This window comes from Shewanella aestuarii (genome assembly GCF_014647215.1).
GTDB lineage: Bacteria > Pseudomonadota > Gammaproteobacteria > Enterobacterales > Shewanellaceae > Shewanella > Shewanella aestuarii.
Genome location: NZ_BMOT01000011.1, coordinates 98,146 through 120,277, shown reverse-complemented (window position 1 = coordinate 120,277; position 22,132 = coordinate 98,146). Strand labels below are relative to the sequence as shown.

Annotated in this window: 19 protein-coding genes; 2 read left to right on the top strand and 17 right to left on the bottom strand. The window is 40.8% G+C overall.

Features of this window, described 5'->3' with window-relative positions:
• Window positions 1-98 precede the first annotated feature (98 nt).
• The 8 genes from IEY03_RS14955 to IEY03_RS14920 form a co-directional block, all read right to left on the bottom strand.
• The gene (locus IEY03_RS14955) at window positions 99-521 is read right to left on the bottom strand and encodes a hypothetical protein (RefSeq protein WP_188843135.1); all 423 of its coding nucleotides are present in this window, start codon (window positions 519-521) and stop codon (window positions 99-101) included.
• Window positions 522-652: 131 nt separating this feature from the next.
• Complete coding sequence (locus IEY03_RS14950) at window positions 653-982, bottom strand: YbaB/EbfC family nucleoid-associated protein (RefSeq protein ID WP_188843134.1); 330 nt, start codon at window positions 980-982, stop codon at window positions 653-655.
• Window positions 983-1,159: 177 nt separating this feature from the next.
• Complete coding sequence (gene dnaX / locus IEY03_RS14945; RefSeq protein WP_188843132.1) at window positions 1,160-4,174, bottom strand: DNA polymerase III subunit gamma/tau; 3,015 nt, start codon at window positions 4,172-4,174, stop codon at window positions 1,160-1,162.
• A 137-nt stretch (window positions 4,175-4,311) separates the two neighbouring features.
• Complete coding sequence (apt, locus tag IEY03_RS14940; protein ID WP_188843153.1) at window positions 4,312-4,863, bottom strand: adenine phosphoribosyltransferase; 552 nt, start codon at window positions 4,861-4,863, stop codon at window positions 4,312-4,314.
• A 105-nt stretch (window positions 4,864-4,968) separates the two neighbouring features.
• A complete protein-coding gene (locus IEY03_RS14935) occupies window positions 4,969-5,337 on the bottom strand; it encodes a YbaN family protein (RefSeq protein WP_188843130.1) in 369 nt (122 codons plus the stop codon).
• Between the two features lie 370 nt (window positions 5,338-5,707).
• On the bottom strand, window positions 5,708-6,460 hold the full coding sequence (locus IEY03_RS14930) for an HvfC family RiPP maturation protein (protein WP_188843128.1): 753 nt from the start codon (window positions 6,458-6,460) through the stop codon (window positions 5,708-5,710).
• On the bottom strand, window positions 6,460-7,317 hold the full coding sequence (locus tag IEY03_RS14925) for an HvfB family MNIO-type RiPP peptide maturase (protein WP_188843126.1): 858 nt from the start codon (window positions 7,315-7,317) through the stop codon (window positions 6,460-6,462). Before IEY03_RS14925 ends, IEY03_RS14930 begins: the two co-directional genes overlap by 1 nt.
• Window positions 7,318-7,443: 126 nt before the next feature.
• Window positions 7,444-7,887, bottom strand: a complete 444-nt coding sequence (locus IEY03_RS14920; RefSeq protein ID WP_188843124.1) for an HvfA family oxazolone/thioamide-modified RiPP metallophore — start codon at window positions 7,885-7,887, stop codon at window positions 7,444-7,446.
• Window positions 7,888-8,175: 288 nt separating this feature from the next.
• Between IEY03_RS14920 and IEY03_RS14915 the strand changes: the two genes are divergently transcribed.
• Window positions 8,176-9,120 carry a tRNA-dihydrouridine synthase gene (locus IEY03_RS14915; RefSeq protein WP_188843122.1) on the top strand — a complete coding sequence of 315 codons (945 nt, stop codon included), beginning with the start codon at window positions 8,176-8,178 and terminating at the stop codon, window positions 9,118-9,120.
• 187 nt (window positions 9,121-9,307) lie between these two features.
• Window positions 9,308-9,676: a TraR/DksA C4-type zinc finger protein gene (locus IEY03_RS14910; protein ID WP_188843120.1), complete on the top strand. Its 369-nt coding sequence runs from the start codon at window positions 9,308-9,310 to the stop codon at window positions 9,674-9,676.
• A gap of 102 nt (window positions 9,677-9,778) precedes the next feature.
• Here the strand turns inward: IEY03_RS14910 and IEY03_RS14905 are convergent, their stop codons facing one another.
• The 9 genes from IEY03_RS14905 to IEY03_RS14865 all read right to left on the bottom strand — a co-directional run bounded on the left by IEY03_RS14905 (window position 9,779) and on the right by IEY03_RS14865 (window position 22,109).
• Window positions 9,779-12,424, bottom strand: a complete 2,646-nt coding sequence (locus IEY03_RS14905; RefSeq protein WP_188843118.1) for a TonB-dependent receptor — start codon at window positions 12,422-12,424, stop codon at window positions 9,779-9,781.
• Between the two features lie 364 nt (window positions 12,425-12,788).
• Window positions 12,789-15,431: a TonB-dependent receptor gene (locus IEY03_RS14900; protein ID WP_188843116.1), complete on the bottom strand. Its 2,643-nt coding sequence runs from the start codon at window positions 15,429-15,431 to the stop codon at window positions 12,789-12,791.
• Between the two features lie 1,036 nt (window positions 15,432-16,467).
• Complete coding sequence (ndk, locus tag IEY03_RS14895) at window positions 16,468-16,899, bottom strand: nucleoside-diphosphate kinase (RefSeq protein WP_188843114.1); 432 nt, start codon at window positions 16,897-16,899, stop codon at window positions 16,468-16,470.
• 338 nt (window positions 16,900-17,237) lie between these two features.
• Window positions 17,238-17,573 (bottom strand): ISC system 2Fe-2S type ferredoxin, encoded by a 336-nt coding sequence (gene fdx / locus IEY03_RS14890; protein ID WP_188843112.1) that lies wholly within the window; start codon window positions 17,571-17,573, stop codon window positions 17,238-17,240.
• 8 nt (window positions 17,574-17,581) lie between these two features.
• Complete coding sequence (gene hscA / locus IEY03_RS14885) at window positions 17,582-19,441, bottom strand: Fe-S protein assembly chaperone HscA (protein WP_188843110.1); 1,860 nt, start codon at window positions 19,439-19,441, stop codon at window positions 17,582-17,584.
• Window positions 19,442-19,544: 103 nt separating this feature from the next.
• Window positions 19,545-20,069: a co-chaperone HscB gene (gene hscB / locus IEY03_RS14880; RefSeq protein ID WP_188843108.1), complete on the bottom strand. Its 525-nt coding sequence runs from the start codon at window positions 20,067-20,069 to the stop codon at window positions 19,545-19,547.
• A 46-nt stretch (window positions 20,070-20,115) separates the two neighbouring features.
• Complete coding sequence (iscA, locus tag IEY03_RS14875; protein ID WP_188843106.1) at window positions 20,116-20,439, bottom strand: iron-sulfur cluster assembly protein IscA; 324 nt, start codon at window positions 20,437-20,439, stop codon at window positions 20,116-20,118.
• A 15-nt stretch (window positions 20,440-20,454) separates the two neighbouring features.
• Entirely contained in the window at window positions 20,455-20,838 is a 384-nt protein-coding gene (iscU, locus tag IEY03_RS14870; RefSeq protein WP_188843104.1) for a Fe-S cluster assembly scaffold IscU, read from the bottom strand.
• Between the two features lie 56 nt (window positions 20,839-20,894).
• Window positions 20,895-22,109, bottom strand: a complete 1,215-nt coding sequence (locus IEY03_RS14865; protein WP_188843102.1) for an IscS subfamily cysteine desulfurase — start codon at window positions 22,107-22,109, stop codon at window positions 20,895-20,897.
• Between the last annotated feature and the right edge of the window lie 23 nt (window positions 22,110-22,132).

Below are 22,132 nucleotides of genomic sequence, written 5' to 3'. Positions count from 1 at the left end.
AATGCCTTGCCTAAACGCGTGTAAATTCTTGCTGAAATCGAGCATCTTCAGGTTGTTTGGGTATATAATCCTAAACAGCTTCATAGTGACTGAGCAAGCTAGTCACACTTCACTTTTTTCAATTTTCGATTCAAACCTGTTGATTTTTCACCTCCAGAAATGGAGATAAACTCTTGTGTAAACTCGAGTTGCAGTTGAGTTTGATTTCGCACACCTTCTTGCTCAAAAGAGTAAATCACATCGGCCAGATTAGAAGACGTAGCAACGCCAACAAACTCCCCTAACCTTTTATCTTTGAAAGCGGGTAACCAATGATAAATGCCGTTAAGATTATCGCCTGTACGTTTGACTATGATAATTTCTATATCGGTTACGCCCTCAAAAGAATGAATATTTTTGTAGCAAGTGGTTATTTCAACCTGACTAGAATCATCATTAGAGTTATCCAACTTTTGCGCCGAACAGCCAATTTGTAGCAAGAGGAACAACAACATCAAAGTGATATTTTGTACATTATGCATAAACAATTGCACCTAAGTGACGATAATCACGCCCCATTTTTAACAACTAAAGTCATTGTCAATTTTTGGCTGAGCAAATAAAAAAGCTCATGCGTAAACATGAGCCTTATATTTGTTATTTCGATCATTAATTAAAATGGCATTTTCATCCCTGGTGGTAATTGCATACCGCCAGTGACTTCTGCCATTTTAGTTTTCTGGTTTTCTTCTACACGACGGGCTGCATCATTGCAGGCTGCTGCAATTAAATCTTCCAGCATTTCTTTGTCGTCTTCCATTAAGCTTGGATCTATTTCCACACGACGCACATTGTGTGTACCCGTCATTGTCACTTTCACTAAGCCAGCACCTGATTCACCAGTCATTTCCATACGGGCGATTTCTTCTTGCACTTTAGCCATTTTGTCTTGCATCATTTGGGCTTGCTTCATCAAGTTGCCCATGCCGCCTTTTCCAAACATAATTAAGTCTCTTTTCTATTAAATAATGGGTTTTAGCAAGGTGCCAAATTGGCCTAATCTTACTGAAATTATCTCGATTAGCAAACTGGTAAATGTAAATTTGCGAGTCTGCTAACCTATTGAAGCCATTTAGGCTAAATCTTTTACTGTCGGTTGATTCAAAATGAAACTGAATGATTAATCCAACAATGCAGGGATAAGCTGCGCCACATTAGTCAGCTGCTCTTGTGGATACACAACCGAATCGGCATCTAACTGCGCCGCAAGTTGGTTTATCATCCATTGCACATGATCATCGGCCAATATTGACTGTTTAGCCTGTTGCACTAATTCTTTATGAAAACGTTTACGTAACTCAAGTGGGGTTTCGCGATTAGCGTCTTGACCAATATCGACAATGACCTGAATATCCTGTTCTAAAAATGCTGACAACCCCACTTGAAGCTGTTCAATGGCAATATCAGCACATAAATGTTTTTGATCCGGCTTTAAGGTTAACTGTATGGGGTTCGACACTGCTTGGCATAAAGAGTTCACCCCAAGTTGACGCACTCGTCCACCCACTTTGACTTGCGCCATCACTTGATACCAATGCAGATCAACTTCATTTCCGGTAATCTTATGACCAATGTCACTCAGCTCAATGGCACTAAGTTCAGTAGATCTATGTTCAATGATGTTAGCCTCAGTGATGTTAGCCTCAGTGATGCCAGTCTCTGCAAGGGCCGCTAAGCTTGTGTGGCTATCATCTTGCACAATTAACTCAACAGCTTTTGCCGTAACCATTTGTTCATTGGTTAACGCTGTTGTTTCGACATGGGTTGCAGAAGTGGATTCAGCAGTGTCAATTGCAACCATTTCGGCTTGCTGAGCGGCATTTAATGCTAGCTCTTCTGCCGATGGTGCTTCCCAGGGGGGGCGGTCATATATATCGGGAGACTTTTTTTCAGCTGAAGCATTATCTGGCTGCCTTAGTGAGTGCGTATGCTGCGCCGGTTCATCAACCATTGAAGGTTGTGGCGAATGAGCCGGTTCATCCGATTTAATATCGACTGTATTCACTGCCCCCAGTTTCGCCTGCGATGCGGTAATTTTAGCTTGCTGTTTATCTGCAGCCTTTTTATTGGACGCATCAGCTTCATCCTGAGCTTTATGCGCGCTGACTTCAGCTAATAACGAGTCCCTGCTGGCGAGTACTAAATCTAAAATATCATCTAATGGATCGAGTTCAGCTTCATCAGCGGACGCAATTATCGAAGCTCCCCACTGCGGTTCATCAATGGCAGCATTTTGCCTTAATGCATCTTCTTTCGCTGCCGATGTAGCTTGAAAGGAAGTTTCAGATTGCTGATTATAAGCAAGATAATCTTCATAATCGCTGTTACTGTCATCCTCTTCATTTTGAGGATAATCAGCATCAAAGTAAGCGTCATCTTGTACTGAAAAAGAGGATGGGTCCTCTGTTATTACTCGATTTGTGCCAGCTTGAGATGAAGGAACGTTAAGAGCTTGAGTGAGTGTTTCATCAGCCGCATTAGGTTTATCCAGCTCCTCAACTGCGTCTTTAGCATTTGTTGCTTGAGTGGCATCATTTGCGGTTAAGGGTGCTGGCTCAATGAGAGTTTGTGATTCATCATTGCTGTTGATATTTTGCTTATCTAACCCAGTTAGCTCCTGACTGCCAGTTTTAACACTAGCAGAGTGAACAAACCCCATACTTTCTGCTTGGTTAAGCAACATAGCTTGTTGGGCAATTAACTCTGCACAGTCATCGGATTCGGCCAATGTATGCGTATTTTCTGGCTTACTGTCGGCATTCTCATCAAAGTCTCCATCCGTTAAAGCCAAGGATGATTCTGATGCAGGCTTAGATGCCAACGCAGATTTCTCAGAATTCGATGCAGAATGGATTGGTTCAACAACAAGGGCCAAGTTATCACTACTCGCTTGTTTATCCATTGCGTTGACGTGAGAATTTGCAGCACTCAGCGCATGAACGCCATGATCAGTGTCAGACTTTGGGCGAGTCTCTGTGACCTCTTGGGGTCTTTCATCTATGGGGGGTAACTCTAATTTAGCGGCGGTATCCGTAACCCAACGTTTAGTCTGCTTTTCCGGCACAAAAGCAACGGCTCTTAACAGGGCCATTTCTAAACCCGATTTAGGATCAGGAGCAAAAGGCAAGTCTTTGCGTCCAGCTAATAGCATTTGATAATAAAGCTGAATTTGTTCTGCTGATATTTGCTGAGCAAAAGCCAATATTTGTTCGCTATATAAAGAGGATTGCGCTGCTGCTGGAGCAAATTGGGTTAAAGTAATTTGATGCAGTAATTCTAACAAACTGCGTAACACTTCCTGTGCATCCGCGCCAAAAGCGAGCACTTTAGCAACTGTTGTCATCAAAGGTTCAATATCGGCATCACAAAGGGCTTTCAGTAAAGCAATCACTTGCTGTTGATCAATACTGCCAAGCATTGATTGAACCTGCTGGTGCATCACTTGCCCAGAGCCAAATGCAATCGCCTGATCCGTTAAACTTAATGCATCACGCATACTGCCATTGGCAGCTTTGGCTAACAGAGTTAATGCTTGGTTCTCAAATGGTAATTGCTCTTGAGTTAATACAAAATCGAGTTGCTTGGCAATTTCATCTTGCGACAGACTTTTTAAATTAAATTGTAAACAGCGCGATAGCACAGTGACCGGTAATTTTTGAGGGTCGGTTGTTGCTAACAGGAATTTTACGTGCTCTGGCGGTTCTTCTAAGGTTTTTAATAACGCATTAAAACTGCTACGAGACAGCATGTGCACTTCATCAATAAGGTACACTTTATAGCGGCCGCGTGAAGGACGATATTGGACGTTATCTAATAACTCGCGAGTGTCATCCACTTTGGTACGCGAAGCCGCATCAACCTCAATTAAATCGACAAATCGACCTTGAGCAATTTCTTCACAACTTGAACAAACACCACAAGGATTTGCTGTCACGCCCTGTTCGCAATTTAACCCTTTGGCAAACAAACGCGCTAAACTGGTTTTACCCACGCCGCGAGTACCAGTGAATAAATAGGCATGATGCAAACGTTGTTGGCTTAATGCATTAGTTAGCGCCAGTAACACATGCGCTTGACCAACCATTTGCTCAAATTTGGCAGGGCGCCATTTACGGGCTAACACCTGATAAGACATGCAATTCCCCAAGCTAAACAGTGCGGGAATAACTCCCACTAATTACGCCAAACAATAACATGCAAAACTGCTACAGGCTATTGTTTGGCTGCTATTAGCTGGCTTTATCAACAATTGTGGGTGGATAAATTATCGATTTACTCGCCTTCGAATTCGCACAAGCTTAACACTTCGATACCCATGGATTTTAATCGTGCTTCACCGCCTATTTCTGGCAGTGATATAACAAAAGCGGCATGTTCTACTTCACCACCTAATTGGCGAATAAGTTTTACCGTAGCTTCAATCGTGCCACCGGTAGCAAGTAAATCATCAATCACCAGCACTTTGTCTTCAGCATTGATGGCATCGGTGTGAATTTCTAATGTATCTTTACCATATTCAAGCTCATAAGTTTGGCTTATTGTGGCACGAGGTAATTTTCCTGGCTTACGTACTGGAACAAAACCAATACCGAGCTCAAGTGCTAACGGTGCTCCAAATAAGAACCCACGCGCTTCCGTACCAACTACTTTGGTAAATCCCTTAGATTGATAATGTGCGACCAATAAAGCAATTGTTGCTTTGTAAGCTTCAGCACTTTCTAAAAGACTGGTGACATCACGGAACATAATGCCTGCTTTTGGATAGTCAGGAATGGTTTTAATGCTTTGCTTGATCAGCGCTAAACTGTCTTTATTCATCATAATGAAAACTCTTTAAATGGGGTTTCAATAAAAAAGCCCCTTAGGGGACTCGTTTAACAATTAACAGGATCTTAAGCCTGTTGTGAATGGCATGCAACCATTGCGCTATTAATCTGTTAACTCTGGGAGCTGCCACAAATAAATCAACAAACCACATAGCATCACCAACAACATCACCTTTACCCAGATTAACGGCACCACGCTAATGCTGATGGCAAAACTGAGTGTGGTCATTATCATAGCGCGGCGTTTTAAGGTTTTGTTTAACGCACCTTTAGTTTGCCAATTGTTTAATGCTTCAGAAAACCAAGGGTGGCTCATTAACCACCTATGTAGGCGTTCACTTGAACGCGCAAAACAAAATGCTGCTAATAAAATAAATGGCACTGTTGGCAATAAAGGTACGACTATCCCTATCACACCAAGTAACAAACTCAGTAAACCGACAATAAGATATAAGCCACGCTTTATCACCATAACTTTTAACCAACCTCAAAACAAAAAACCACTCCTTAATGAGTGGTTTATAACACTAAAGCACATTGTAGCCTAAATTAGTGTTTAGATTAAGCCTGCAAACTTTAACCAAGATAATGATGCTGGCAATGTTGGAATAAGTAAAACAAGAATAAAACCAATTAAATAAAAGGCATTAAATGGATCTTTAAACGGCTCGTTCATGGAATGTCCTTGGGCAAAAGTACAGAGTATTGTTGAACTTGTGTTCGAGTTAACATAAAACCGCTGTGCGCGCGGATAAAATGTGAACTTCCTCACAACGCGCGCATTCTACTTCTATTAATTCCCAATAAAAACCATAAATATTTTAAGGCTTATTTGCTATCAATTAACGCGTGGTCACGACTATGCCCTTTTCAACCATTTGCTTAAGCATCTGAACGCAGCCGTTTGTCATAGTGTCAGGGTGCATATGCGGGTAAAACCCGATGAGCTCATGAATAATCTCGTCGAAGCTGATACTCGTTTGTTGTTGAGTACGCTGTTCGATTAACGCTAAAACTTGCGCTGTGAGAGGGTTTAATTGCAAAAATGAAACTTCCTCTTCCACATTACGATACACACAGAAAAACTGTGGCTGTGAAGGTGGCTCAATCGGTTGATAATCAACACTAATATGTTGAACATCATATTGATACTGCGCTACTTTGGCGCAAACAGACAGCTGCAATGGTTTGGATAGTAGTAAATCGGCTTCTAATATTTGTTGCTGATCGCTCAATTGTTTAGTGGCGACAACTAACTCTAACCATTCATAGTGCGCTAGCTCCAGTAAAAACTTAGGATCAGAGTCTTTAATTTCATATTGCTGTAAAAATGCCAAAAACTCCCCTGCTATTTCAACAAAGATTGGCGTGTGGCAGTTATGTTCAGCAAAAAATTGCTGTACTAAAGCTAACCAATCCTGCTCTTCATAGAGGCTTTTAAGCACAGGAAAGGCGCTTGAAACAAAACCATTCACATTATTAAAAAATAGCTCACGGTAAATCACCATTCGTCTTGGTTCAATACCATTGGGTAAGGGTTGGCTTGGATCACGGATGTAATCCATAAAGCCCTGCTGAATATCAGTAAACTTCATTAGGCTTTCCTTACTTTCAAAGCATCATTAGCATGTTGCTGATAGGCGTGGATTTGATTAATTTCACCCAATAGGATTTCAGTGGGCGGGATATTAAAGTCGCGCTCTAATAGCGTGGGACGCACCCCGTGAATTTCATAGCAGCTTTGTAACAAAGTCCATACGGGATCGATGATATCAGCACCATGGGTATCAACCATTAAATCGATATCTTCTTGGTAATGTCCAGCAATATGCAAATAGGCGATGCGTTCTGTTGGCATAGATGCCAAAAATTTATGCGCATCATATTGATGATTAATGGAGTTTACATAAATGTTGTTTACATCAAGTAACAGTTTGCAGTCAGCTTCAGCAAGCACAGCATTGACAAATGCTTGTTCAGTCATCTGCGCACCAGGCGCGGCATAAAAGGACACATTTTCTAAAATAAACGGCCGCTCTAAAATATCTTCAACTTGTTTGATGCGTTGTGCGGTATGGATAACAGCTTCATCAGTGAACGGAATTGGCATGAGGTCGTACATATGGCCAGTCCCAGAACAATAACTTAAATGTTCTGAATACACCTCAATATGGTGTAAGTCTAAAAAGCGTTTAATGTTTTGTACAAAGTCGGTATCAAGCGGTGCTGGGCTACCAATTGATAAAGATAAGCCATGACAAAAAAAAGGATGTTGTTCAGTAAGTTGTTTGAATTGACGACCATATTTGCCACCAAGGGTCATCCAGTTTTCTGGAGCGACTTCAAAAAACTCAATTTGTGGCGGCGTTAACTGACAAAACTCAGTTAGCATTTCTCGTCTTAGACCCAAGCCAACCATTGCAGTTGAAGCCACTTTATCTTTGATGGACATAAAAGACCCTTACAGCAAGATAGTTATTTATCATTAATAGAAATAGATAAATTTCAACAGAGTATAAATAAGATAAGGCCTGAAAACAGGCCTTATTTAGAAAGTCGTTAACTGATTAAAAGATAATTATCTTTTACCGCCACATTGACCTTCTTGAGATTTTTCCATGTTAGCTTTGGCTTCTTTACCTTGCTCAACAGCTTTCTTCATATCGCCACCACACTTACCTTCACCACATTTACCTTCTTTGGCTTTTTCAGCAGACTTTTTCATGTCGCCACCGCACTTGCCTTCGCCACACTTACCTTCTTTGACTTTTTCAGCAGACTTTTTCATGTCGCCGCCACATTTGCCTTCACCACACTTACCCTCTTTGGCTTTTTCAGCAGACTTTTTCATGTCGCCGCCACATTTACCTTCTCCGCACTTACCTTCACCACCATCTAATTGGTAACCTTGGGTTAATTGCTCAAAACCAAAGGGATTTGCTTGTGCTTCTGTTGCTATGCCAGCACTCATTACTACTGCACCTAAAGCGACTGCGAGGGTAGTTTGCTTAACTGAGTTCATATTATGATTCCTTTTAAAAAATTGAATGATGACCAACATCATTGCTGGCTTACAGATATAGACCTAGTGAGCTAATAATATATTTCAAAAAAATATTATTTATTTTAACTCGGTCACTTTAATCGACCCCGACTGTGCTAGGAAATGATCAAGATAGTTAATCATAGAGTATATCGTGATGGTTTCAATACGTTTTTAGTTTTTAAATTGTTAGCAAGTAAAACTAACACTGGCATAGTGCATGTTTAAGGTTAAAATAGCGCCCTTTATCCAAGCTGAGAGAATACTGTGCGACTTGTATTAGCACCGATGGAAGGTGTAGTTGATAATTTAATGCGTGATATTTTATCTACTATTAACCCGTTTGATTTAGTCGTCACCGAGTTTGTTCGCGTGGTGGATCAACTGCTACCCGAAAAAGTCTATTACAAACTCTGTCCTGAGTTACACAAAGATGGCTTAACCCCAAATGGCACTCCCGTTAGAGTACAATTACTCGGTCAAGAACCAAACTGGATGGCTGAAAACGCATTTAGGGCGGTTGAGCTAGGTTCGCGTGGTGTGGATGCTAATTTTGGTTGTCCAGCGAAAATAGTCAACAGAAGCAAAGGTGGCGCAGTATTACTGCAGTACCCTGATAATATACATAATATAGTGAAAGCGATGCGCCAAGCTGTACCAGCTCATCAGCCAGTGACAGCTAAAATTCGTTTAGGCTACGAAGATAAATCACTCTTTATGGAAAATGCACTTGCGATATATGAAGCAGGAGCAACAGAAATTGCTATTCATGCACGCAGCAAAGTCGATGGCTATAAGCCGCCTGCCTATTGGGAATATATTACTGAAGTCAAAAAGCGTTTACCTATCCCTGTTATTGCCAACGGTGAAATTTGGAGCGAGGCGGATGCGAAACGGTGTATGGATGTTACCGGTTGTGACAATATTATGATTGGCCGCGGGGCGATTTCATTACCTAACTTAGGCGCTTGCATTAAGCTGGGTAGCAAACCATATACTTGGGAAGAAACCTTAAATTTATTATTAAGTTATACCCAAAAACAGGTTGATGATAAGAAGTCAGACTATCTGCCAGGACGCATTAAGCAATGGTTTTGTTATTTAAATAGGCAATACCCTGAAGCTGATGCACTGTTTCGCGAGTTAAGAGTGTTTAAAACCGCAAATGAGATTGTCACCGTTCTCAATAATGCGCAAAAAAATATTGTGTAAAAATCAACCTCCCCTAACAAGCCTTTTCAGCATTGTCATTAGCTATTTGTGTGGATTAACAAAGTTTAATCCACACATGCCATTTGCACACAAAAATCTCACTCAGACTTGATCTTCGTCATAACTCGCTTTTTTCAAGCTCGTAGAATAACAAGCTATATTGATCATCTCTAATAAAGGTTATGTGGTGAAAAATCAGGATATTCGAGCCCAATTGTCAAAAATTGAAGCACAGCTAAGAGCCGAAATTAGGCTGGAGCTTTTACAGCATCATATCGACAATCAACAACTCAATACGATTCAACAAATGGACTTATCTAACCTTATCGATTATCTAAGTGAAATCAAACTATCTGATACTTGTTTATTTGAACGTTTGATGCGATTAGATGCTGCTGTATGTCAACTTGATTTAGGCTTGTATGGATTATGTTCTGATTGTGAATCCGAAATAGAAGTATCACGTTTACAACAGGATCCAACAGAGCAGCGTTGCAGTGTTTGCGCATCTCGTTATCAGCAAGAACATCGCCATGAGTTACGTTTAAATCATTAAAGCCCATGAAAGATTCAATAGGCTATGCCATGTTTTAATAGCTAGCCCAATAAAAAACCTCCGCAAGCGGAGGTTTTCAGTTACTAGGGTTTGTTAATTCACTTAAAACTTTTGATTTAGGCGCAGATAGAATGTACGCCCTAACACGTCATATAAACCGACGTTTACATCTCTATAATCGGCATAGTCATATACTGTTGGCGCTTCTTCATCAAACAAGTTGTTAACACCAACAGTGATAGATCCGTTCATTGAATGATTGTAAGCAAACTGAATATTATGCTTAAAGTAAGTATCGTAATCAGCATAGCTATCGTAATCTTCTAGTTCACGCCAGTATTCTGCAGACTGACTACCGATGTAGACAGTTGTCCAAGCTGCGCTAAAGTCATCGTAACTCCAACCTACAGCAAAGTTACCTCGTAGATCTGGGTAATCAGTAGAACCAGAATAATCAATCATCGCTGATTCAGCATCATCCTGTTTCTTGAACTCAAGTACTTTTGATAAGTCTAACTTAAAGTTCCAGTCGCCTATGCTACTTTCTAAGTTGTATGCAGTAACGAAGTCAATTCCAGAGGTTTCAACTGTTGCAATATTACGTACACCAGATTCAATGTATTCAATTTTACCGTCTGAACCACGTGTAACGTAAGCTGATGTGCCTTCACGCAGTTCGTCACGTAAAATGTCATCTACACCTACAGATTCAATCTTATTATCGTAAGTAATTGAGTAGTATGAAAGCTCCATATTCCAGCTATCAGTAACATTCCATACTGAGCCTAAAGTAAATGAATTACCTTCTTCCGCTTCTAGATTTGGGTTGCCACCGAACCATGTTTTATGTTGTTGATTTGGATCACAGTAAGTTGCATCTACATTACCTTGCTCGTTACACCACAAGTTATCTAATGATTTTTCAAAGCTTAATGCTTGCGATGAGAACATCTCACCCATATTAGGTGCGCGGAACGAGTCACCGTAACTAGCACGTAATAGCAATGAGTCTACTGGGCGCCAGCTAAGACCTAACTTGGGAACAACTGCATCAAATGTTGATGAATTAACAATGTCACCCGTTGCACCTGTTAATTTACCTTCTTGCTCGTAACGTTCATAGCGAACAGCAGCAGAAACTTCAACATTTGCAGGTAAGCCCATTTGGAACTCTAAATAACCAGCGGTGCGATCACGAGTTGCATTTACATCATCACCACCTGAACCGCCTGAAATAATACCCGCCGCTGATTCTGGATCTGAAGTTTGTTTAAAGTCGATCATTTCATATTCAGCACCTGCGACCATGGCTAAACTGAAAGAGCCATCATCGATTAGTAACGTAGAGACTAAACCATCAATTTGGGTACTTTCAAATTTACCTTGGTATACCCCCGTATGTGCTGCAGCACCATACAGTTCAGTCATTTGCGATTCCCACTCGGTATATGACAAACCAGAAGTATTAAAAATATCGTAGTTACCTGTGCCTATTTCACGTTGAATAATGCTGTCATTAATTAGGTTATAGTTAAATGAGTTCGTTGTAGAAGCTGAACCTTGAACATTGAACTCCCAATCGAATCCATTACCAACATCAGCAAACCCAACTAAACCACCTAGGATATCAAAATTATTAGTTTCAGTTAATGTGTCACGCTCACCAATCTGTACAGAACGCATGTAAACTGTCACATCTTCCCCACCTGTTGAAGCATATGGGTTATATGGGTTGTCAGCTGACATTACTGGAAAGTTAGTTGATACAGGTGTACCTGCATAACGTGTTTCTGTTTCAGCTAAAGAAGCTGATGCACGACCACGAAATTGAATATCATCTGTAATGTCATAGCTAAAATTAGATAGGAATGAGTTTCGTGTTGAATCACCAAATAGCTTAGTTACTTCACCATAACTGTATAAACAGCGACCATCAGATATTGAAACTGTGTTCTCGACTTGGTCACATAAAGCTGAATTATCTACCCAACCAGAACTCGAAACACCATTAGGTACTGAACTGAAAGTACTATAAGCACCATAAGATGGGTTATCTAAATTCCATACATCGCGATCCATAACCGCTTTGGTGTCATAGTATTCGTAGGTTAAAGTTAAATTCCCCTTATCAGTATTAAAGCCTGTAGCAAGTGAAAAACGCTCAGCATCACCACCCTCAACATCAGGCATCTCTAGGCTGTAATCCAGCTGTACACCGTCAAATTCTTTTTTAGTGATGATGTTAATTACGCCTGCAACAGCGTCAGAACCATAAACAGCAGATGCACCATCTCGTAAGATTTCGATACGTTCAACTATAGAGATTGGAATTGAAGAGGTATCAGCTACAGCTCCTGAACTTGAGCTAGTACCTGGCATACGACGGCCATCAAGCAATACTAGAGTAGCAGATTCACCTAATCCACGAAGATTGACACTACTGGTTGAACTCGCCCCAGCACCAAAGCCAGAAACACCTCGCCATGAACCAAAACTATTAATTGCAGAATTATTTAAAACATCGGCAACGGTTTTTTCACCTGACATTGCAATAGCTGAGGCATCTATAACCGTTACTGGAGAAACCGTTTCCATATCAACTTGCTTAATACGTGAACCGGTAACTTCAATTCTTTCAACTTTCTGCGTTTCTTCGGCATAAGTTACACCTGAAAATGCAATACTTGTGGTAGCTGCTGCGAATAAGCCTCTGCGAATGGCTTTAGCCGTTAATGATACAGTATTCATGTTTTTCTCCCTTAAACGTTAACTTATATAACGTAATGTTTTTTATTGTTTTAACGGTTAATAGCTCGTTAACCGCTTAGCTCGATACTGTTAAATGAGTGCTACAAACTCAACAGCTAAAACGATATAAATCCATGAGAAAAACATATTGATACACACGTATAATTCTACGGCTTGGCAACCCCAGTAAAAATCTTACCTATATGCTTACAAACCTTGGAACTCCCCCAGTTGACTATAAAAAGAAGCCAGGATACATCCTGTTGCTAATGAGGCAAAAAAGTTACAGTAGGTTAACGCTTTACACAAACATAAAAAAACCGGCCTATTGGCCGGTTTTTGGGTTAACACTCAGTACTAAAATTTAGAACTTAACGTTAGCACGAACGAAGAAGTAACGACCTAATACATCATACGTGTACGGATCGGTGTTCGAATCGTTGTTACCTGTGAAGTATGGAGGCTCTTCATCAAAAATGTTATTGATACCAGCAGACATACGAACTGTGTTTGTTACATCATAAGAACCAGATAGGTCATGATAGATAATGCTATCTACAGATGGTGCATAACACTTGGTCGTATCAGCTTTACAAGCAAATGAATCCATACCATCGATATAACGCGCTTCGTATGTTGCACTCCAGTCATCAGCTGATGCCGTTAAGTTAAAGTTAGACTTAAACTTAGCGTAAGCACCAACACCACCAGTGATATAACCACGGTAATTAACTGCGTTTCCATCTGGATCATATTCTTCATATGAAGAAAGAATTGATGTATCTAAGCCTGCTTTCCAGCTTAAGTTCAATGCATCAAACACATAAGCTACGTTAACATCAAAACCAGAGGTATTGGTTTCACCAATGTTTTGTAGACCGTTATCAAACTTAATACGACCTGTGTTGTCCATTGAAATGTTAGACGACTGACATAATGAAGTACCAGTATTGATTAATGAACCATCAGCACCTAGACACTGGTTAGCAACATAGTTTGCATCAACAGCGGTGATGGTATTCGTGATACCGATATCGAAGTAGTCAACAGTGAAAGATAGACCTTCAACATAGCTTGGAGAGTAGACTAAACCAATAGTGGTAATGTCTGCTTCTTCTGGTGTGAGTAATTGGTTACCACCAACAGTCACTTCAGCTTGTGTTTGAGAAGTCGCTGGGTGAACAATTTGGTTAAATGATGGAGATTTACCACCGAACAACTCACTAACAGTTGGTGCACGGAAGGCTGTAGAGCGGCCACCACGAACCATTAGGTCGTCATATAAACGCCAAGTTAAACCAAGTTTCCATGTAGTATCTTCACCAAACGTGCTGTAGTTGAAGTAACGCATTGCCGCGCTCATATCAACTTGCTGTGCTAAAGGTAAATCAACTAATAGTGGAATGGCTAATTCAGCATATACTTCATCAACACTGAACTCACCTGCTGTTGCTTCAACACGAGGATCGTTTGCTAAACCTTGAGCGGTTAACGAATCCGGCGTGTAGTGTGCAGACTCTTTACGGTGCTCATAACCTGCAGCAAAACCTAACTCACCTGCGGGTAAATCAACAATACCACCAGACAAAGTACCTGAAAGAATATCTAACTCGCTACCACCACTGTTTAATTCAGTGTAGATATAAGGTGCAATGTTATCACCTTGCCAAGATTCCTGTAGGAAAGGATCAAATTTCCCTTCTAAAACAGCATCATTGATTGAGCCCAAGTTGTGTAAATTAGCTAAGGTATCAACAGAGTCATTCTTACCTTTGTTGTAAGAAGCATCCCATGTCCAACCGTTATCAAATTCGCCTTCAAGACCTAATACAACACGAATAGTGTCAACAGTTTGGCTAAATTGACGTGTGCCAGATTCAACCATACGACGACCGTAACTTACACCTTCACCTGCAGCAACCCAAGGAAGTAATGCATCAGTCATCCAGCCGCCAGCGGCTTTTGGTTGATAAATCCAAGGGTCATTGTTCCAAATTGGCTGAGGCGCCATTTGTTGATCAGACCAACGCTTGGTGTACATAGCTTCAGAGAAGAACATTGTTGAGTCAGTCAGTTCGTAAGTACCCGCGAAGCTTAAGTTTAAGCGCTCCATTGGAGTAGATAAGAAACTGTCTTTTGAATAGTTAAAACGGTCTGCATCAGTAAACTCGTGATATTCACCACCAAGGCCACTTAGGTTCGCACCGTCGTCACCCCAAATGTGACCACCTTCAGAATAAGAGCTACCCGCACAATAAGTCGTTCTGCTACCCGCTGGACCTTTTTCTGCGATTGGACACTCAGAGAAACCACGGTCGGCTTGGCTAGCTTCGCCACGCTTAGTGTACTGAGCATTGATAACCACGTTACCTTTGTCAAACGTGTTACCTAAAGTAAAGTCGATGCTTGTTTCATCAGCATCACCTTGACCAGAAATACCCGTTTGCGCGTTTAATTCTAACCCGTCAAAATCACGCTTTAAAATAACGTTTACAACACCCGCGATAGCATCAGTACCATAAACAGCTGAAGCGCCGTCTTTTAATACTTCAACACGTTGGATCATCGAAACTGGAATAGTGTTTAAGTCAACAGTTGAAGCTGCACCAGTACCAGATGCGATCATACGACGACCGTTAACCAATACTAAAGTACGGTTAGAACCTAAGCCACGTAGGTTCATTGTAGCGTTACCGCCTGAACCGTTGTTAACTGCAGCGTTGGTCATTGCGCCGCCTGAAGATGTCATTTTTTGTAAAACGTCATCAATTGAAGTTGCGCCAGATGCGATAATTGAAGAAGCATCAATAACACTTACAGGGCTTGCTGTTTCCATATCGGTACGTTTAATACGTGAACCGGTAACCGCAATACGCTCAACTTTTTGAACTTGCTCTTCCGCTGCAACAGCAGAAGCCGAAAATAGACTGACAGAGGCAACACTTGTTGCTGCAACTGCTAATAAACTGCTACGAATTGCTTTCGCAGTTAATGAAACTGAACTCATAATAAAACTCCCTGCAACTTAGTTTTAAAAACTTCAAGTTGTTATATTTCTTATAATGTAATTAGCCATATGCTAAATACGGGCAGCATTATTAATGAATAAAAAACGATTAGTCAACATGGGCAACATTTAATAAACAATGTATGCGTTAGTTTACATAACACTTAGCAAAAAAGATTTAAGCTATTGATTAAAAGTGACTTATCGAAAAGTTAAATAAATTTTAACCATATAGAAAATCAAATTAAAACATTAAAGCGCAAAATAAATAACAATTAAAACACAAAGCAAACCATTATCGGTAACACTGTTACAATATTGACACAAACAAGTCATGGATCACACAAATCGTTCGCTCACAAAACAATCAAATTTAATGAAATAATTTTCAAAAGTTGTATTTTATGACGTAAATAAAAAGTGATTGATGGCGATAATTAATTCAATTCGTTCATTTTATTAACTTAACAATTCTTCAATATTTAGCATTAATTTTGATTATATAAGCAAAATAACAAATAATTATCTCTTAACGATCCTCCCTTTTGTTTGAACATCCAGCCATTAAATTAATTCATACTGACATGGCTGTTATGACACAAACGAATTGCGATTAGCATGGAGAGAACCTATTGACATACTTAAGAGCAACTCAATAAGGCATCATGATCGTCAGCTAAATCCAATATAGATGAGTTAACCTTGTTTGCTATACCAAACAACAGTTACTTCAAACTAGGATGAATGGGGGAGTTTCTCGAATTAGCTTGCACAACCAAGGATCGTATCTATCACTTTTACATCTGCGGCAACTTTTTAAATAATTCATTAGCTCAAGTTAGTTGAAGAAGTTGTTCAGAGTAAAACCATGTTATTAAATCAGAATTTTTAACCCACATATTTAAATCATGATATTGGAACCATAGAGATTAACATCTTGATTGGGGGGAGATCAAAAAGAGTAAAAACAATGCTGACGCTAAATTTTGCTCAATAAAAAAGGCGCCGCAGCGCCTTTTACTCATTAGAGCTAAGATTAACGAGTGCGTGGGCACACTTCATCAGCGCTAAAGAAGTAAGCGATTTCACGTTCTGCAGAAGCTAAAGCGTCTGAACCGTGAACAGCATTTTCATCAATGCTTGCTGCGTAATCAGCACGTAAAGTGCCACGAGCTGCATCAGCTGGGTTAGTTGCACCCATGATTTCGCGGTTAGCTAAAACTGCGTTTTCGCCTTCTAAACACTGAACCATGATTGGGCCAGATGTCATGAAAGAAACTAAAGCACCGAAGAAAGGACGTGCGCTGTGTTCAGCGTAGAAGCCTTCAGCTTGTTCTTTAGTTAGGTGAACCATTTTAGAAGCGATGATCTTAAGACCAGCAGATTCAAAACGGTTGTAGATAGCACCAATGTGGTTTTTTGCAACTGCATCAGGCTTGATAATAGAAAAAGTGCGTTCGATCGCCATAACGTGCTTCCTTAATGTGAGCAAGTTTATAAAATTCGCGCGGATTATACGTAATTTAACCGCATAAGCATAGCCTTATACGTAATAAGTTTGTCGGCTTAGCAAACCGCTATCACCCAGATGACAGAGTTATGTGCTATCTAGGCTCAATATTGGTGGACTCACTTAGGATGATATTAATCAAAACGAGAAAACTAAAGACAAGCATGATGAAGACTAAAAGCAACAGACAAATAGATTGAAGAGATGGGAATCACTTTCACGAAAAAAGAATTTCGACCTAAAACAAAGCAGGACAAATGCCCTGCTTTGAAACGTCATCCTAGTAATAGATGTTATTAGCCTTCGCTGACCATATTAATGGTGTATTTTGGGATATCAATCACCATATCACAATCGACAACTTTAGCCTGACAAGATAAACGACTTTCAGGCTCAAGCCCCCATGCTTTATCTAGCATATCATCTTCAAGCTCATCGCTTTCTTCAAGTTGATTAAAGCCTTCGCGAACCACCACATGACATGTAGTACATGCACAAGACTTTTCACAAGCATGCTCAATATGAATGCCATTACGTAAAGCAACATTCAAAATGGTCTCACCAACTTCAGCTTCAAGCACAGCCCCATCAGGACATAATTCAGCGTGGGGTAAAAATACTAACTGTGGCATGTTGTCACCTATATATTGTCAACAGAACGGCCCTTTAATGCCGCCTTAATTGAGTTGTCCATACGTCTTGCCGCAAAATCTTGGGTTTGGGCATCTAAATCGCTGATTGCTTTTTCAATTGCATCAACATCATCTTTTTCAGCGGTTAACGCTAATTTCGCAATCGCTGTTTGTAACTGAGCATGCTCATCAGCTGCAAGTAATCCGCTATCTTTTTGTAAAGCGGCGGTTAATGACTCAATGACCCTCGCCGCTTCCACTTTCTGCTCAGCTAGCATTCTGCGAGTGATGTCTTCTTTTGCATGTTTCATTGAATCTTTAAGCATGGTTGCGATTTCAGTATCTGACAAACCAAAAGAAGGCTTAACCTGAATACTGGTTTGCACTTCGGTAGATTTCTCCATCGCGGTAACACTCAGCAAACCATCCGCATCTACTTGAAAAGTAACTCGAATGTGTGCAGCTCCGGCGGCTAATGCAGGGATCCCTTGCAGTGTGAAACGTGCAAGTGAGCGGCAATCATCAACTAACTCGCGCTCACCTTGAACGACATGAAAAGCCATCGCAGTTTGACCGTCTTTAAAGGTGGTGAATTCTTGCGCTCGTGCAACCGGAATAGTGGTGTTGCGGGTAACCACTTTTTCCACTAAACCGCCCATGGTTTCAATCCCCAACGATAACGGGATAACATCCAGCAGTAATAAATCAGACTCCGGCTTATTACCCACCAGAATATCGGCCTGAATTGCAGCGCCTATGGCAACCACGCGATCTGGGTCAATTGAGGTTAATGGCGTCTTTTTAAAGAAAGCTTCAACTTGCTCGCGAACAAAAGGCACTCGTGTTGAACCACCCACCATGACCGTTTCGATGACGTCATCAATGGTTACACCAGCATCGCGTAATGTACGACGACAGCTGCTAATGGTCTTTTTTACTAAAGGGACAATAAGTGCATCAAAATCAGACTTTGTCACATCGCAACTAAGTTGTTTGTCTTGATAAGCTAAACTAGCGGTAATGTTATTGCTGGTCGTTAGCGACTCTTTTACGCGACGAGCTTCAATTTGTAGTCTGCGCGCTTCTTGTGCAGTCAAATTCGTTAACTGCCAAATTTGTTTAAAATGATCAACTAATAACTGATCAAAATCATCGCCACCTAAAGCTGAATCACCACCGGTAGCCAGTACTTCAAATACACCACGATTCAATCTCAGTATCGAAATATCAAATGTACCACCACCTAAGTCATAGATAGCAATGACACCTTCTTGTTTGGTATCAAGACCATAAGCAATTGCCGCAGCTGTAGGCTCGTTAAGTAAACGCAATACTTTTACACCTAACAACTCTGCCGCATCTTTTGTCCCTTGACGTTGTGCATCGTCAAAGTAGGCAGGAACGGTAATCACCACACCTTGTAACTCACCACCTAAGGTTTTTTCCGCGCGGGCAACCAGAGGTTTTAAAATTTCAGCAGAAACCTGTACAGGGTTGACCTTGCCTTGTTGGGTGACAAATACGGGTAAACCATTCTCGCTTGATTCAAATTGGTAGGCTAACTGAGTATCGCGTGCTTGAATATCACTTAAACTGCGCCCCATGAAACGCTTTACCGATACAATGGTATTTTGCGGGTCAATGGCAGATTGAGCTTGAGCGCTATCACCCACAAAAATTGATTCTTTAGCATAATGCACCACTGAAGGAAGAGAATGTTGGCCATTCTCATCTGCTAATGTTGTTGCCTGGCCACTTCTTACTGCAGCAACAAGTGAATTTGTGGTTCCTAAATCAATACCTACAGCTAAACGGTGCTGATGAGGTGCGGCGCTTTGGCCAGGTTCTGCAATTTGCAACAGTGCCATAGTGTTCCAACTTTGTTGTAGATAAGCCTCAAGGCTTATCAAAAAATACGGAGACGAAGTCGATGAATCGAGACTCAGTGCTAAGGCAGAATTCTACCTTATATTAGTCAAGTATTGCATCTTCGATACGAGCAAGTTCATCGTTTAATTTTGCCATAAACTTTAACTTACGAATTTGATCTGCCGCTTGCTTATTATCATCTTCAGCAGCTGTGCTGAGCAATTGAGTCAAAAGTGTAAACAGTGATTTTTCATAGCTAGCAAAGGAGTCATAAAGCGCATCTATGGCATCTTGAGGTTCGGCGGCATCATTTATATCTTCTAACATTTCCCGCCATTCCATTTGCTGCATCAGAAACATGCCATCTCTAATGGTCGTGGTTTCATGACTGAGATCGATGCCACGTAAAGACAGCATATGCTCAGCACGTCGCAATGGATTTTTAAGGGTTTGATAGCCGTCGTTAACTTGAGCAGTACGTTGAACGGATAATAATTTTTGCTGCTCTGATGCATCAGCAAATTTATCGGGATGCACCGCCCTTTGCAGATCGCGATAGCGTTCTGCAAGGTTGGCGGTGTCAATATCGAAGGCTGGAACGAGGTCAAACAATTCGAAGTAATTCATTCAATAACATTCATACTTGCATGTTTAAAACACAGTGAAGGGTTACTTAAACGGTAAAGCTTTCACCGCAACCACACTCACCTTTGGCGTTAGGGTTATTAAATTGAAAACCTTCATTTAGGCCTTCTTTAATAAAATCTAACTCGATGCCTTGTAAGTAAATAAAACTTTTAGCATCAATGATGATATTTACACCATCAATGGTGTATAACTCATCATCGTCATTTAAGTCATCCACAAACTCAAGCACGTAAGCCATTCCTGAACAGCCAGATGTTCTCAACCCAAGGCGTAAACCAAGACCTTTTCCACGATTTTCAAGAAAAGATCTTACTCTATCAGCCGCTGCTGGGGTCATTGAAATTGCCATCTTTAACTCCAGAGATTACTTAGATTGTTTGCTCTTGTACTCTTCAATTGCTGCTTTAATAGCATCTTCCGCTAAAATAGAGCAATGGATTTTTACTGGCGGTAAGGCAAGTTCTTCTGCAATATCAGCATTTTTAATGCTAGCGGCTTCTTCAACCGTTTTGCCTTTAACCCACTCAGTAACCAATGAGCTAGATGCAATCGCACTACCACAACCATAGGTTTTGAATTTAGCATCTTCAATAATGCCATTAGCACCAATTTTAAGTTGCAGCTTCATTACGTCGCCACATGCAGGTGCCCCAACCATACCAGTCACTACTGACGGGTCATTTTTATCGAAAGATCCTACGTTACGTGGATTTTCATAATGATCGATTACTTTTTCGCTATAAGCCATGATACTGCTCCAAAATCTCTGTCTGTTAACAAATAGGTGTTAATGGGCATTGCCCATTAATGATGTGCCCATTGAACTTGGTTCAAGTCGATACCATCTTTGAACATTTCCCAAAGTGGTGACATCTCACGTAATTTGTCGATTGATTCAGTGATTACTTTAATTGCATGCTCAATTTCTTCATCGGTAGTAAAACGACCGATTGAGAAACGAATTGAACTGTGTGCCATTTCATCGTTTAATCCTAATGCACGAAGCACATAGCTAGGCTCTAAACTGGCAGAGGTACAAGCTGAACCAGATGATACGGCTAAATCTTTCAATGCCATCATTAACGATTCACCTTCAACAAAGTTGAAGCTCACGTTAAAAATGCCACAGTAACCTTGCTCAGCATCACCATTGATATACGTTTCTTCAATGTGCTTGATACCCGCCCAAAGTTTGTCGCGTAGACGGCGAATACGAGTACCATCTTGTTGCATATCTTGCTTCGCGATAGCTGCGGCTTCACCTAAACCAACAATCTGATGAGTCGCTAAAGTACCACTGCGCATACCACGTTCATGGCCGCCACCGTGCATTTGCGATTCTAAACGAATACGCGGTTTACGGCGCACATACAAAGCACCGATCCCTTTAGGTCCATACATTTTATGGGCAGAAATTGAAATCAAATCAACTTTGGTTTCTTGTACGTCTAATGGTAACTTACCAGCACTCTGTGCAGCATCCATATGGAAGAAAACACCTTTAGCACGACATAACTCACCAATGCTGTTGATATCTTGCACAACACCAATTTCGTTATTCACGTGCATAATGCTGACAAGGATAGTATCGTCACGCATAGCAGCTTCAAGGCGAGAAACGGGAATAATACCATTAGCATCCGGCTCTAAATAAGTCACTTCATAACCTTCACGCTCTAACTGGCGACAGGTGTCTAATGTGGCTTTATGTTCAGTTTTGCTGGTAATGATGTGCTTGCCTTTCTTGTGATAGAAATGGGCAATACCTTTAATCGCAAGATTAGATGATTCAGTTGCACCAGAAGTAAAAACAATTTCACGGTGATCTGCGTTAATCAAATCAGCAACCTGATTACGGGCAATATCAATTGCCTCTTCAGCTTGCCAACCATAACGATGAGAACGTGATGCTGGGTTACCAAACACTCCGTCCATAGTCATATGTTGGACCATTTTCTCTGCGACACGCGGATCTACAGGGGTTGTTGCGGCATAATCTAGATAGATAGGAAGCTTCATAACACACTCCGTACTTAGCAGTC